This is a genomic window from Halomonas colorata (assembly GCF_014897985.1).
GTDB classification, from domain to species: domain Bacteria; phylum Pseudomonadota; class Gammaproteobacteria; order Pseudomonadales; family Halomonadaceae; genus Vreelandella; species Vreelandella colorata.
The window spans coordinates 22,774-36,692 of sequence record NZ_JABUZA010000030.1 but is presented as its reverse complement, the minus strand read 5'-3'; the positions used below and the strand labels follow the sequence as shown (position 1 = coordinate 36,692).

Here is a 13,919-nt window from a genome sequence, read left to right as displayed (position 1 = left end):
TTGTTAGTCCCCTGATACCCGCTATTGGTTATTGATTTCCGGGTGACCGTTTCTTGCCAGCCAGAGGCGCGCTATCCGCTCAGCGTGGGCCAGATTGCTCGCGACAGCTAGCTTGCCCATTTCGCGACGTATGCCAGCACGTTTGATTTTTAACATCATGCGCGGCGGTAGCCCGACGAAGATAATGCCCACTTTCTGTTCGCTCAGTTCGCGACGCAATGTATCCAGCGCCACCATGGCGGTAGTATCCAGGCTGGGCACATCGCGCATATCCAACACGATAATGCGCACGCTGTGATCAATCATGCGCAGTGTCGCAATAGCCTTTTCAGCAGCGCCAAAAAACAGCGGTCCCGTGATCTTGTAATGCGCCACTTCAGCTGGGTATTGCGCGTGCGTATCCGGCGCGGTGAAGCGCTGGGTATTGGTCAACTGCGCCATCCGGCGAATAAACAGAGCGGCGGCTAGGCCTATGCCGACAGCTACCGCTATCACCATGTCGAAAATGACGGTGAGCAGAAAGCAGATCACTAGTACCCATACATCGCTTGCGGGGGCGCTTTTCAGCGTGTGAACAAAGTGGCGTGCTTCGCTCATGTTCCAGGCAATGATAAACAGTAAGGCTGCCAACGCCGCCATGGGAACGTAGCCCAGCACGCCCGCCAGGACGACTACGGCCAACAGTACCACCAGCGAATGTACCAGTGCGGCTATCGGCGAAAACGCCCCGCTTTTGATATTGGTAGCGGTACGGGCAAGCGCTGCGGTCGCGGTTATGCCACCAAAGAAAGGGACTACCATGTTGCCCAGTCCCTGACCGATCAGTTCGGCATTCGGGTTGTGACGTGTGCGGGTCAAACCGTCGGCCACAACCGCGCACAGTAGTGATTCGATCGCCGCCAACAAGGCGATGGCAAGCGCCGGGCCAAGTAACGACTGAATCAAGGCGAAGTTGATTTCAAGCGGCGTGCCATCCTCCCCCAGAAAATGCCACGGCAGCGCAACGCTTGGCGCAAAGGGCGGAATGCCATTGCCGTTTTCGCCTTGAAACTCCCAGCTAAACCGTGAGGCGATAGTGTCGACCTCAATGCCGCCCAGGGTCAGCAAAAAAGCTGCCAGCGTGCCCACCGTTAATCCAACCAGCGGCGCTGGAATCGGCGTTTTTAGACGCGGCCAGATCAATAGTGTGGCTAGGGTAGCAAGTCCGACGCTGATATCTGCCAGCGACAGGCCGGGCAGTGCCTGGCTGATCAGCATCAAATTATGCAGGGTGCTGTCACCCAGCTCGACACCGGATAAGCCTAGAAAATCAGGCAGTTGTAGCAGTGCGATCACCACGCCAATACCTGCCGTAAAGCCTAGAATTACCGGGTAGGGGACATACTGAATCAGGCTGCCCAGGCGTGAAAGCCCGAGTGCAACCAGAATTGCCCCGGCCATCAGCGTGGCAATTAGTAGCCCGCCCAAACCGTGATGGGCAACGATAGGAAATAGAATGACTACAAAGGCCGCCGTGGGGCCTGAGATGTTAAACCGTGAGCCACCCGTCAAGGCGATTACCGCACCCGCCACGATAGCGGTATAAAGCCCATGTTGAGGCGGTACGCCAATCGCAATCGCCAGCGCCATGGAAAGCGGCACCGCTACCACGCCAATGGTGAGACCCGCCATCACATCGCGCTTCAACATGCCGAGCGTATAGCCTTCACGCCAGGCGTTAAGCAATGCGCTGCCAGGCATCGGAAACACATAGTCCGAGGGGCGATTCGCGCGGGACATGGGTAGGCCTCTTGAGTGGCGAATAGATATACGCTTTACGCTACTCCTGACCTCAAATTTGCACAATCGGACGTTAGTGCGGTGCCCTTAAGGCACAAAAAATAAAACGCCCGGTGATGGCCGGGCGTTCTAGAAATATAGCGATTAAATGGCTTACTCGCTGGCAGTTTCCGCGTTTCTTTCGTGATGGTCATGCTCACCGCGGCGGCCGTGGCCTTTACCGTCGCCACGGTGCTCTTCGCGCACCTCTTGCATGGCATTTTTTAAAGCGTCGCGTTCTTCTTCAGAAAGAAGTTCCGCGACTTTTTCGTGGTGCTCTTCACGCAATGCCTGCATGGCCTGATAGTGTTCAGCGTTCAGCTCATTAAGGGCCGTTTGCTGCTCTTCATCTAATCCAGCACGCTCATATACTTCCTGGCGGCGCTCTTCCATGCGCTGTTGGAATGCTTCACGATCAACCTCTGAGGCATGGTCTTCGTGTTGGTTTGCCTGGGCTGCAAAAGCGAGCGGCGTTAGCGCGAAAGCAAGCAGAGCGGGAGCAAAAACCTGACGTAATGACATTTTCATAACGTACCTCTTGGTAAGTTGACGATGTCAGTATCAAGCGGCGAAGTGCAAATCGTATGCACGGAGTGTGCAATAACGGTGATGTTGGTGGACTATGGCTATTTGCTAAACACTTTCTTCGCATAAGGAATGATAAATGCCATACGCCCGTTTTGTTTGCCGCTACCTTGGCTTGGGCACGCTTGCTCTGCTGCTTGGTGGATGCACTGCAACGCACTATGTTCATAACGATCAATCGGCTATTGAGCAGCGTGTCTCACCGCGTGATACCGTGACCTTTGAGCGTCTTGATCCGCAGCCTTATACCCCGGCTGATTGGCCGCAAATGCTCAATGCTCAAGTACTGCTTCCCCATACCCAAGGCTTGGAACGTCGCCCGGCGGCGTTGATTGTTCACGGCGGGGGATGGCGCAATCGTGGTCCAAACGATATGCAGGGGATTGCTGAACAGCTGGCAGAGCAGGGCTATGTCACGATCAACATCGAGTATCGCTTTGCCCCTGAGTATCAGTTTCCCGCTCAGCTTTACGATCTAGAGCAAGCCATGAACTGGCTTCACGCCCATGCGGCAGAGTGGCGTATAGACACCGACAGAGTAGTGGGGGTTGGTTACTCTTCCGGGGCGCATCTGGTAAGTCTGCTAGCCGTGGCGGGGGCTGAAGGCCCACTCGCGGCCCCTTATGGCGGCGAGCATACCCGGCTAGCCGCCGTGGTGGCGGGTGGGCTTCCAAGTGATTTGCTGAAATTCGATGATGGCCCGCTGGTGGTTGATTTTATAGGCGGCACGCGCGCCGAGAAAACCGAAGCCTATACGCTGGCATCTCCCGCTCGCCAGCTAATCCCTCAAGCGCCGCCGTTTTTCCTGTTCCATGGCAAGTGGGACAGGCTGGTGCCCGTCGACCATGCCACTGATTTTTATCGGGCTCTACAAGCTCAAGGAACCCCGAGCGAGCTTTATCTCCAGCCATGGCGTGGCCATTTAGCCAGCTTTATATTCCGCGGCAGCGCCATGAAAGCGGCCATTGCTTTTTTGAATCGCCAGGTTGATACAAACGATTAGCCCTCTGGCTGATACTTATATCCTACCCCATACACTGAGCGAATGATCTCCTGCTCGGGGAGGGCTTCAGTGATTTTTTTACGTAACTTTTTAATATGGCTATCCACGGTGCGCTCTGACACGATGCGGTTATCGCGGTACATGTGATCCATTAGCTGCTCACGGCTAAAGATTCGCCCCGGCGATTGCATCATCACCCGCAGCAGCTGAAATTCAACCGCAGTGAGCCCTATATCATGGCCATGGGCTAGGGCTTGCCAGCCATCTTCGTTGAGAGTGACCGGCGCCAGTGTTTCAGGTTGATCCGCCGTGACTTGTTCAGCAAGGGCTTGGCTTCTGCGTAGCACGGCTTTTACCCTGGCCACCACTTCGCGGGGGCTAAAGGGTTTACAGATGTAGTCATCGGCGCCCAGCTCTAACCCTAGCAGGCGATCCACCTCCTCTACCTTGGCGGTGACCATGATAATGGCGATCGTAGGCCACAGCTGGCGTATTTCCCGGCATAGCGTGAGGCCATCTTTGCCGGGCAGCATAACGTCTAACAGGATTAGCTTGGGGGAGTTTTCCTGTAGCCAGGGAAGCACTTCGTCACCATGACCAAGCGTGGTCACGGCATAGCCATGAGAACTTAAGTAGTCATCCATCAGGCGAGCAATTTTGGGTTCGTCTTCAACGATCAACAACGAGGCGTCATGCGACATAGTGGACTCGCTCAGTAGTTAATGAACAGTGAGTATTAATGGGCAGTGAGCAACGGAAAACGCAGCGTCCAGCAAAGGCCGCCGAGCTGGGTGTTTGTGGCCTTAAGCGTTGCCCCGTGAGCATTGACCAGCGCGCTGGCAATCGAAAGCCCTAAACCGCTGCCGCCGCTGGCACGGTTACGCGACCCCTCTACCCGGTAAAGACGCTCGGTAAGCCGCACAAGCTCACTTTCGGGCACACCGGGTGCGCTATCTTGCCAGGTAATCACCGCATGATGGTGTTGGATGCCAAGCGTCACCTGAAGTTTGCCTGGGGCATCGGTATAGGCGCAGCTGTTATCCAGCAGATTATTCCATAGCTGATGCAGGCGCTGAGCATCGCCGTGAATCATAACGCCGGGGGCAATATGCGTGGTCAGGGTAAGGCCGCTTTCCTTGAGCCAGCGGTCGGCGTCCTCAAGGCGACTGGTCAGGCTTTCGCTAAGATCCATCGGGGCTAAATGAATATCCAGCGCCCCGGCATCACTTTGCGAGAGCAGACGTAAATCGGCGACCAGACGTTCGAGCTGAGCCACTTCCTGGGCAAGAGAAAACAGATTTTCCTGATTCAGAGGGCGAATGCCATCCTGCATGGCCTCAATTTCACCACGCAATACGGCAAGCGGCGTACGTAGCTCGTGAGCCGTATCGGATACCCAGCGCGAGCGCGCGTCCCGGTTGGCTTCAAGAGTCGCTGCCAAAACGTTAAAGTCCCGCGCCAGACGCGAAAGCTCGTCGCGGCCACGCTCGGGCAGGCGGGAGTGATAATTGCCTTCGGTGAGACGCCGTGTCGCAATGGCCAGGGCACGCGTGCGTCGGCTCAGCCACCAGGAGAGCCCGGCTGCCAGCAGCAGTGAGGCCAGGCCAATCGAGATGACGATAATCATCAAATTGCGCTGCTGGCGCTCTAAAAAGTGATTTTCCATGCGCTCAAGCATTTGCTGAGGCGGACGAAACCCTAGCTCGCCGATTTCCAGATCGTTGCTATAAAGCGTTAGCCAGCGCCAATCGCTCGAGCCCGTTCGATTATCCATGGGCGGGATAACAAACCGGCCGTCGGGGGCACGTAGCGCAAAATCCCGGGCTTCACCCAGCGGGGAAGGGCGCTCGCGGTCTTCCTGGCCTAGCTCAAAGCGCACAATATTCGGCCAGCGGCGGGGCTTGTTTTCCAGCCATTGCCAGTTGTTCTGCGTTTCCCAGCGGGTAATCAAGCCATCGGCCAGCAGCATGGCACGGCGCTCCTGGGCCTGACTTAAGTAATCGAGAAAGCCACGATCGATACTGTAGGAAACCGCCAGGAACATGCTGGCTGAAATGGCCACGTTAACGCTTAATATGGCCGCAAACAGCTTTAAGCCCAGCCGTGAGGGCCGCCATTTGGGAAACGAAAAAACCATCAGGTGGTGCCTTCCTGGCCAGGTTGACGTGGCATGCTCAATCGCTCGCGCCAGTTCTCCATGCCCAGATAGAGACACGGCACCAGAACCAGCAAAATAGCGGTCGCAAAAATCATCCCAAAGCCAAGCGATATGGCCATCGGGATCATGAAGCGCGCCTGGCGGGAGGTTTCGAGAATCATCGGCGCCAGACCTAAAAAGGTGGTTAGGGTGGTCATCATGATAGGACGTAAACGCCGGGTGGCCGCCGCTACAATGGCTTCCCGCGGGGCCATGCCTTCGCGCCGCTTGCGGTTGGCGTAATCGATCAGCACCAGAGCGTCATTGATCACCACCCCGGAGAGCGCCAGCATACCCAGCAGGCTGATAATCGAAAGCCCAAACCCCATGATGATATGCCCCATCACCGCACCGACAATACCAAAGGGGATCGCCGCAAGCACCAGCAAAGGCTGCAGATAGCTCCTGAACGGAATTGCCAACAGCGCGTAGAGGGCCGCCAGCATAAGCCACATGGCGGTGCGCAGCGTAGCAAGGTTGTCAGCGGTATCCTGCTGGCGCCCGCCCAAGCTGACCTCAAGCCCTGGCCAGGTGTTCTCAAGTATCGGGAAAACGTCTTCCTGCAGTGTTGCCAACACCTGATTAATGGTTCTATCACCTTCGGCATCGGCCGTCACGGTAATGATCCGTCGGCCATCAATACGCTGTAGGCTGCTGGAGGCCTGGCTGAGGGTAATATCCGCCACGCGGGAAAGCGGCACGCTAAGCCCGTCCGGCGTGCGAACGGGCATGCGGTAAAGCTCGTTTAAGCTATCGCGGTCGGCTTCTGGCAAGCGAACTTCCACACTAATCTCGCGGCGCCCGACAAACTGCTCAACAGCGGTAGCACCCTGCAAGGGGCCACGCAGTGCCTGGGCCAAGTCGCTGCCGGTAAGGCCCAGCGCCCGACCTTCTGCGGAAAGGCGCATTTCCAGCTGCGGCTTACCATCGCCAATACCGCTATCGATATCGGTTAGCCCGTACTCACCCAGCTCATCGGCAAGCCGTGAAGCGGCCGCTTCAAGCACCTGAGTGTCGGGGTGAGACAGACGTAGGCTAAGCGCCGCGCCACTGCCGGGGCCTCCAAAATCGGATTCAAAACGCACCGACTGAGCGCCGACCAAGTCTCCGGCAAGCGTGCGCCACTCACGCGCAATACGCGAGGGTGGCCAGGCTTCCAGGCTATCATTTGCGATATCAAGCCTGACCTGTAGCTCTTCGCCGTCTAGGCGGCTGCGCGTGCTGCTAAAGCTGAGCGTGTCTTCCTGCTCGCTCAATGTCTGAGCGGCATTAAGCAACTGCTGACTAAGCTCCCGGCTAACGCTGATGTTGGTGCCAATGGGCAGCGTGACGGTTGCTTGAACCTGATCCGACTCCGCGCGGGGCATCAGCGAGAAACCCAGCCGCCCGCTCATTATCCAGGCGAGAGCCACGACCAGCACCGCTACTCCTAGCGCGACGCTTAGCAGGCGCTGATTGAGCGCACGCTGTAGAAAAGGCTCAAACTGGCGGTAGGTAAAGTGGTGTAAGCCGCTCTGCATGCGTTGACGCACCGCTTCCAGTGGCCGCTGCCAGGCCGGTGTTTCACGCGGCTTGCGGCTGTGGGCCAGGTGCGCGGGGAGAATAAACAGCGCTTCTGCCCAGGAAATCAGAAACACGGTGATGACCACGACCGGCACGGTCGCAAACAGCATGCCCAAAAAGCCGGGTAAAAACAGCAGCGGTAGAAACGCGACGATATTCGACAAGATGGCAAAGGTCAGCGGCACGGCAATTTCGCTGGCACCTTTTACCGCCGCATCGCGCAGCGAGTAGCCTTCTTCACGATAGCTGTAGATGTTTTCGCCGACCATAATCGCGTCGTCGACCACGATCCCCAGCGCAATGATGAAGGCAAACATCGACATCATGTTTAGCGATACGCCGATCCAGGGAAGAAACAGCATGGCCCCCAAGAATGCTGTCGGAATGCCCAGGGTTACCCAAAAGGCCAGCCGCGCTTCAAGAAACAGCGCCATCAACACCAGTACGAGCGCCAGTCCCATCCAGGCGTTTTTCAACAGCAGGCTAAGACGGTCTTCGTATATTTCAGAACTGTCGCGCGAGACATCCAGGCTAACCCCGGGCGGAAGCGCTGCCCGCAGGTGCTCCAACTCGCCGTAAACCGCTTCTGAAATGCTGGTCGGCGTTTGGTGACCAATCTGATAGATATCGACCGACAGGCCCGGCTCTCCGTTATAGAACTCTTCCCGGTCGGTTTCCGCAAAGCCGTTGCTGACGTCGGCAATATCCCCCAGCAGAATAGGTGACCCTTGAGCGGTGGTGAGAATCGGCAGGTCGGCAAATTCAGCCGCGCTGTTGCGCCGCCCTTGGTAGCGAACCAGCCATTCGCCTTCGGCGGTGGTTAGCTGCCCGCTTGCCAAGTCCAAGGCTTCTTCGCCGATACGCGCGGCAAGCTGCTGGTGATCAAGCCCAAAGCGTTCAATGGCTTCTTCATCCAGATGAATCTGAATTTCCCGTTCACGGTTTCCGGAAAGCTCCGCTCGCGAAATGCCCTCTACGGCCTGAAGTTCGGCCCGGATATCTTCAGCGGCATCGTGAAGCGCAGCGAGCCCTACCGACCCATAAACCTGAAGGCTTACCACGCTGCGTGAGCGCCCGGCCAGCGTGAAACGTGGCGGGTCGGCGGCGTTGGGCAGCGTAGTGATCGCATTAACCGACTGCTGAATATCCTGATAAACGCGCATCACGTCAACGCCATCAATCAGTGTCGCGCTGACCATACCGCTGCCTTCGCCAGCGGTTGATGTCAGCTCATCAATACCTTCTACATTCGACACCGCCGCCTCAACGGGCAGCAGCAGGCTTTGCTCTACGTCCTCTGGGGTAGCGCCGGGATAGCTGATGCTGACCTGAACGATTTCAATTTCAAACTCAGGGAAGACTTCCTTTTTAATCGCGAGCGAGGCCATAAGGCCACCCACAATAAACAGCAGCATCAGAAGGTTAGGCGCAACGCCATGGTCGATCATCCAGGCAAGCGGGCCGCGGCGCATCAGATATTCTCCCTATCGCTTGCCGGGGTATCGCCGCGCTGGCGAATGCGTACCTGCTGGCCTTCACGGGGTTGGGCGAGTCCTGAGGTGACAACCCGTTGGCCGGCCTGCAGGCCGCTACGCACCAGGGCTTGCTCTTCTCCGCGATAAGCAAGCGTTACGATGCTGCTATGCAGTTGGCCCTCTTCATCCACCCACCAGACACGCTCGCCAGGGCGCAATGCAGCCGAGGGCAGTGCAATCAATTCTTCATGGGACTGGGTCTGAAACGACACGCGCATGATATCGCCCAGGCGCAGTGCCGGGCCATCGGTATCCAGCGCTAGCGGGTCATCGACGGCGATCAACAGCTGTGCCTGCAGGCCGCTTTCTTCAAGATTGGGCAAAATGGAGATCAGCGTTCCCTGACGGGTGGCATCGATGGGCCAGCCTCGGCTTGAAAGGCTGACCGCGCTGCCAGGCTCCAGCCACTCAAGCGCATCGCCGGGCAACGAGGCGCGTACCCAGAACTGTTCGACGCCGACAAGATTAAGGATCTCGGTTCCCTGGCTGAGAAGGCTGCCCGCGCCCACCAGGCGCTCCTGGACCATGGCCCGCCAAGGCGCGATAAGCGTGGCCCGCTCCAGATTGAGCGCTGCCTGGTCACGCACTACGCGCGCTTGGGTCAGTTGGGCCTGGGCCTGGCGCAGCTGAGGTTCACGCAGCACCAAAGCGCGCCGCTCGGCTGACAGCTGACGGCCAAACGATTCATATTCGCTGCGTGCCCGCTGCTGCTCAGCATTTTCCAGCGCAAGCTGGGCTTGTGCGTTGCTTAGCTGGGCTTCGGCATCTTCAAGTGTCAGGCGTAAATCAGCCTGATCGATATACGCAACCGGCGCGCCTTCCTCGACGACCTGACCGGGCAGCACGTTTTCAGCAAAGCGCTCCAGTTGGCCTGCCACGCGGCTTGCCAGCATAGCGGTCTGCTCGGCTTCAACGCGGCCAAAACCGCTGAGGGCAGGCGACTGGGTGCTTTGGGTAAGCGTGATGACATCGACCACCGGTGGCGTTGGTTGTGGCGGTGGACGTCGCTCAATACGCGGTGGCTGGCTAATAATCCACCAGGCGCTGGCCAAGCCAACCGCAAAAACCAGCAGGGCTGCCACGGCGCCAAAACGAATACGACCCTGTTGGGATGAGGAACAAGAGCTAAGCGATTTTATCAACACGGGGTATCCGTCGTAAGAGCGAAAATTCCAGACAAACAAGCGTATCATGCTAGCATCACGCATTGGTTCGCAGCGATTGGGTAAGCATTATGAAAATAGCGTGCAACCCTTCGCAAGCCGGTAGTATCTGCGGCTTTTTAATGGCGTGATCTATCCACATTGGAATAATTGCCGACCCACGAGTCTTTTTTACGCGTATGAAAAACACCGCCACCCGCGATAAGTTAATTGATACCGGTGCCGAGCTGATTGCCCAGCAAGGGTATAACGCAACGGGCATCAATGCCGTTCTTAAAGCGTGCGACGTGCCTAAAGGGTCGTTTTACCATTACTTCTCCAGTAAAGAAGATTTTGGGTTGGCGGTCATTGAGCGCTTTGCCAATGATTACGATGAGAGTTTAGTGGCCCTGCTTGAAGATTCGAAGACGCCACCGCTAGAGCGCTTGCAGCGTTACTTTGCCGCTGGCCGAACGTACATGCGCGAGTGCGACCATGCGACCGGTTGTCTGATTGGTAATTTAGGCCAGGAACTGGCCGGTCAAAGCGACCGTTTTCGTGAAGCGCTTAACAGCGCCTTCCAACGCTGGGAAGAGCGTTTTGCGCGCTGTTTACAGGATGCCCAAGCCCAGGGCTTACTCCCAAAAGCGCTGGATGCGCATCGGCTGGCAAGCTTTATTCTCTGCGGCTGGGAAGGGGCCATTCTACGCGCCAAAACGCTTAAGTCAGAAGCGCCCATGGAAGTCTTTGAGACGCTGTTATTCGAACAGGTGCTCACTCCGCCTGCGGGCTGACGAGTTATCCTTGAGGTGGCGTAGACTGCCTGGTGTGCTTATTTATTCCGTGCAGGAGTCCGCCATGTTTACCCGCTATGAAAAACACACCCGTCAGGTCAACGGCGTCGAGATCGCCTTTCGCATGGGCGGGAACGGCCCCGCACTCCTGCTACTTCACGGCCACCCGCAAACCCATGTGATTTGGCATAAGGTGGCTGAGTCGCTTGCCCAGCACTTCACCGTCATTGCTGGCGACTTGCGCGGCTACGGCGATAGCGGCAAACCCGACGATGACGTCGAGCATCTCAATTATTCCAAGCGCACTATGGCGACCGATATGGCCGAGCTGATGAGTGGTCTGGGGTTCGAGCGCTTCAAGGTGCTGGCGCATGATCGCGGCGCGCGGGTCGCCCACCGCTTGGGCGTTGACTATGCCCAGCGCGTTGAGCGCATGGTGTTTCTGGATATTGCGCCCACCCTTGCCATGTATCGCGGCACCAATGAGGCGTTTGCACGCAGTTACTGGCACTGGTTCTTCCTGATTCGCCCCCAGCCCCTGCCCGAAATGCTGATCAATAGCGACCCCACCCAATACCTTAAAAGTGTGATGGGCGCGCGCAGTGCCGGGATGACACCGTTTACCTCGGAAGCCCTGGCGGAATACGAGCGGTGCCTGGCACTGCCCGGCACCGCAACCGGCATCTGCGGCGACTACCGCGCCAGCGCCACGATCGACTTAGTCCACGATCAGGCCGATATCGACGCAGGTGTAAAACTTACCTGCCCGTTAAAAGTGATGTGGGGCGCTGAAGGCGCGATTGAAGCCAACTTTGATGCACTCAGCGAATGGCACAAGGTGGCGACTCAGGTTGAAGGCAAGGCGCTGCCCTGCGGCCACTATATTGCTGAAGAAATTCCTGAGGTGCTGCTGGACGAAGCATTGGCATTTCTGCTCAGCGCTGAATAAGCACTTAACGAGACTTACCAAGACGAAGCGGGTCAAAAACTGGATAATGGGCGGCAATTCGCCAAGGGCCCTGTTTATAAAGACTCAGTTTTAACAGCCCAGGCACACTCATTGCTCCGGATGCCCGCTCATGGAAATCAAAGTCAACTATCTCGATAACCTCCGCCTGGAGGCTAAATTCGACGACTTCACCGTTATTTCAGACCAGCCGATTCGCTACAAGGGCGACGGCTCGGCGCCTGGTCCGTTCGACTACTTCCTGGCGTCATCCGCCATGTGCGCGGCCTACTTCGTGAAGGTGTACTGCAACGCGCGGGACATTCCTACCGAGAATATCCGCCTTTCCCAGAACAACATCGTCGACCCGGAAGACCGCTACAAGCAGATCTTCAAGATTCAGGTCGAGCTTCCCGACGATATTTCCGAGAAAGATCGTCAAGGCATCCTGCGCTCGATTGACCGTTGCACGGTCAAGAAGGTCGTTCAAACTGGACCTGAGTTTCAGATCGAGGTCGTCGAGAATATCGATGAGGATTCCCAGGCGCTGCTGATGGGCGCGCCGGAAGGCAGCGAGCGCACTTATATCGAGGGGAAGGACTTACCCCTTGAAGATACCATCGCCAATATGAGCGCGCTGCTGGCCGAGCTTGGCATGAAGATCGAGATCGCTTCCTGGCGCAATATCGTGCCCCACGTGTGGTCGCTGCATATTCGCGATGCGGCCTCACCCATGTGCTTTACCAACGGTAAAGGCGCGACCAAGGAGAGTGCACTGTGCTCGGCGCTCGGAGAGTTTATCGAGCGCTTGAGCTGCAACTTCTTCTATAACGACCAGTTCTTTGGTGAAGAAATCGCGGGTAGCGACTTCGTGCACTACCCCAATGAGAAGTGGTTCAAGCCTGGGCCAAACGACGAACTGCCCGAAGAAATCCTCGACGAGCACTGTCTTGCCATCTACAACCCGGAAGGCGAGCTTGCAGGCTCCAACCTGATCGATACCAATTCCGGGCGGGAAGACCGCGGGATCGTCTCGCTACCCTTTGTGCGTCAGTCGGATGGCGAGACGGTTTACTTCCCCTCGAATCTGATTGAAAACCTGTTCCTGAGCAATGGCATGAGCGCGGGCAACACGCTGGTGGAAGCCCAGGTGCAATGCCTGTCGGAAATCTTCGAGCGGGCGGTGAAGCGCGAGATTCTTGAGCAAGAACTGACCCTGCCGGACGTGCCGCAGGATGTGCTCGCGAAATACCCCAGCATTGTAGAAGGCATCAAGGCGCTAGAGGCCCAGGGCTTCCCGGTGCTGGTGAAAGACGCCTCCATGGGCGGGCAGTTCCCGGTGATGTGTGTGACGTTGATGAACCCGCGCACCGGCGGCGTTTTCGCCTCCTTCGGCGCCCACCCAAGCTTTGAAGTGGCGCTCGAGCGCAGCCTGACCGAACTTTTGCAGGGGCGCAGTTTCGAAGGTCTCAACGACTTGCCGCTACCCACCTTCAATTCGCAGACGGTGTCCGAGCCCAACAACTTTGTCGAGCACTTCATCGACTCGGTGGGCGTGGTTTCCTGGCGCTTCTTCAGCGCCAAGGCCGATTTCGAGTTCAGTGAATGGGACTTCTCCGGCACCAACGAAGAAGAGGCTGAAACGCTGTTCGGCATCTTCGAGGAGCTGGGGGCCGAGGTGTATATGTCGGTTCACGAAGACCTCGGCGCACCGGTGTGCCGCATTTTGGTGCCGGGCTACTCCGAAGTGTACCCGATCGAGGATCTGATCTGGGACAACACCAATAAAGCGCTCGATTACCGCGAGGATATCCTCAACCTGCACCGCCTGGAGGATGACCAGCTGCTCAATCTGGTCGAGCGCCTTGAAGAGAGCCAGATGGATGACCACGCCGATATCATCACGTTGATCGGCATCGAGTTCGACGAGAACACCGTTTGGGGCCAGCTCACCATTCTCGAGCTGAAACTGCTGATCTATCTGGCGCTTGGCCGTCATGAAGAGGCGCTGGACTGCGTACAGATGTTCTTGCAGTACAACGACAACACCGTCGAACGTGGCCTGTTCTACCAGGCAGTGAACGCGGTGTTGGAAATCGCGCTCGACGATGAGCTTGAAATCGACGACTACCTGCCCAACTTCCAGCGCATGTTTGGCGAAGAGACCATGGCGGCGGTTGTGGGCTCGGTAAGCGGTGAAGTGCGTTTCCATGGTCTAACACCCACTAACATGCAGTTAGAAGGCCTGGAACGTCATCAACGTTTGATTGAAAGCTACAAGAAGCTTCACGCCGCGCGGGCGGCTCGAGCTAAGTAAGTTCGGCGCTTGATCGCGC

10 protein-coding genes are annotated in these 13,919 nt (G+C 57.2%); 4 read left to right on the top strand and 6 right to left on the bottom strand.

What is annotated here, in order from left to right; all coding sequences use genetic code 11:
- Positions 1–21: 21 nt before the first annotated feature.
- Together dauA and INT33_RS14460 are read right to left on the bottom strand one after the other, a co-directional pair.
- The gene (gene dauA, locus INT33_RS14465; RefSeq protein ID WP_192537780.1) at positions 22–1,779 is read right to left on the bottom strand and encodes a C4-dicarboxylic acid transporter DauA; all 1,758 of its coding nucleotides are present in this window, start codon (positions 1,777–1,779) and stop codon (positions 22–24) included.
- Positions 1,780–1,932: 153 nt separating this feature from the next.
- A complete protein-coding gene (locus INT33_RS14460) occupies positions 1,933–2,346 on the bottom strand; it encodes a hypothetical protein (protein WP_192537779.1) in 414 nt (137 codons plus the stop codon).
- A 136-nt stretch (positions 2,347–2,482) separates the two neighbouring features.
- Here INT33_RS14460 and INT33_RS14455 point away from each other — a divergent pair, with 136 nt between their 5' ends.
- Positions 2,483–3,406 (top strand): alpha/beta hydrolase, encoded by a 924-nt coding sequence (locus tag INT33_RS14455; protein ID WP_193092244.1) that lies wholly within the window; start codon positions 2,483–2,485, stop codon positions 3,404–3,406.
- On the opposite strand, the gene INT33_RS14450 is transcribed toward INT33_RS14455, so the two are convergent.
- From INT33_RS14450 to INT33_RS14435, 4 genes are read right to left on the bottom strand one after another with little or no spacing between them, the layout of a single operon-like run.
- Positions 3,403–4,107 (bottom strand): response regulator, encoded by a 705-nt coding sequence (locus INT33_RS14450; protein WP_193092243.1) that lies wholly within the window; start codon positions 4,105–4,107, stop codon positions 3,403–3,405. The genes INT33_RS14455 and INT33_RS14450 overlap by 4 nt on opposite strands.
- A gap of 35 nt (positions 4,108–4,142) precedes the next feature.
- Entirely contained in the window at positions 4,143–5,543 is a 1,401-nt protein-coding gene (locus INT33_RS14445) for an ATP-binding protein (protein WP_193092242.1), read from the bottom strand.
- Positions 5,543–8,638: an efflux RND transporter permease subunit gene (locus INT33_RS14440; RefSeq protein ID WP_193092241.1), complete on the bottom strand. Its 3,096-nt coding sequence runs from the start codon at positions 8,636–8,638 to the stop codon at positions 5,543–5,545. The genes INT33_RS14445 and INT33_RS14440 overlap by 1 nt, the downstream gene beginning before the upstream one ends.
- Positions 8,638–9,894 carry an efflux RND transporter periplasmic adaptor subunit gene (locus INT33_RS14435; protein ID WP_193092240.1) on the bottom strand — a complete coding sequence of 419 codons (1,257 nt, stop codon included), beginning with the start codon at positions 9,892–9,894 and terminating at the stop codon, positions 8,638–8,640. Before INT33_RS14435 ends, INT33_RS14440 begins: the two co-directional genes overlap by 1 nt.
- A gap of 149 nt (positions 9,895–10,043) precedes the next feature.
- Here INT33_RS14435 and INT33_RS14430 point away from each other — a divergent pair, with 149 nt between their 5' ends.
- From INT33_RS14430 to INT33_RS14420, 3 genes are all read left to right on the top strand, one after another.
- Positions 10,044–10,637, top strand: a complete 594-nt coding sequence (locus INT33_RS14430; RefSeq protein WP_193092239.1) for a TetR/AcrR family transcriptional regulator — start codon at positions 10,044–10,046, stop codon at positions 10,635–10,637.
- A 64-nt stretch (positions 10,638–10,701) separates the two neighbouring features.
- Complete coding sequence (locus INT33_RS14425; protein WP_193092238.1) at positions 10,702–11,586, top strand: alpha/beta fold hydrolase; 885 nt, start codon at positions 10,702–10,704, stop codon at positions 11,584–11,586.
- Positions 11,587–11,716: 130 nt separating this feature from the next.
- Positions 11,717–13,900, top strand: coding sequence for an OsmC domain/YcaO domain-containing protein (locus INT33_RS14420; RefSeq protein WP_193092237.1), 2,184 nt, complete (start codon positions 11,717–11,719; stop codon positions 13,898–13,900).
- Positions 13,901–13,919 lie beyond the last annotated feature (19 nt).

Coding starts and splice junctions, on each gene's coding strand:
- INT33_RS14450 (WP_193092243.1), bottom strand. CDS start 4,107: ATGTCGCATGACGCCTCGTTGTTGATCGTTGAAGACGAACCCAAAATT.
- INT33_RS14445 (WP_193092242.1), bottom strand. CDS start 5,543: ATGGTTTTTTCGTTTCCCAAATGGCGGCCCTCACGGCTGGGCTTAAAG.
- INT33_RS14420 (WP_193092237.1), top strand. CDS start 11,717: ATGGAAATCAAAGTCAACTATCTCGATAACCTCCGCCTGGAGGCTAAA.
- INT33_RS14455 (WP_193092244.1), top strand. CDS start 2,483: ATGCCATACGCCCGTTTTGTTTGCCGCTACCTTGGCTTGGGCACGCTT.
- INT33_RS14460 (WP_192537779.1), bottom strand. CDS start 2,346: ATGAAAATGTCATTACGTCAGGTTTTTGCTCCCGCTCTGCTTGCTTTC.
- INT33_RS14435 (WP_193092240.1), bottom strand. CDS start 9,894: ATGATACGCTTGTTTGTCTGGAATTTTCGCTCTTACGACGGATACCCC.
- INT33_RS14440 (WP_193092241.1), bottom strand. CDS start 8,638: ATGCGCCGCGGCCCGCTTGCCTGGATGATCGACCATGGCGTTGCGCCT.
- INT33_RS14430 (WP_193092239.1), top strand. CDS start 10,044: ATGAAAAACACCGCCACCCGCGATAAGTTAATTGATACCGGTGCCGAG.
- INT33_RS14425 (WP_193092238.1), top strand. CDS start 10,702: ATGTTTACCCGCTATGAAAAACACACCCGTCAGGTCAACGGCGTCGAG.
- dauA (WP_192537780.1), bottom strand. CDS start 1,779: ATGTCCCGCGCGAATCGCCCCTCGGACTATGTGTTTCCGATGCCTGGC.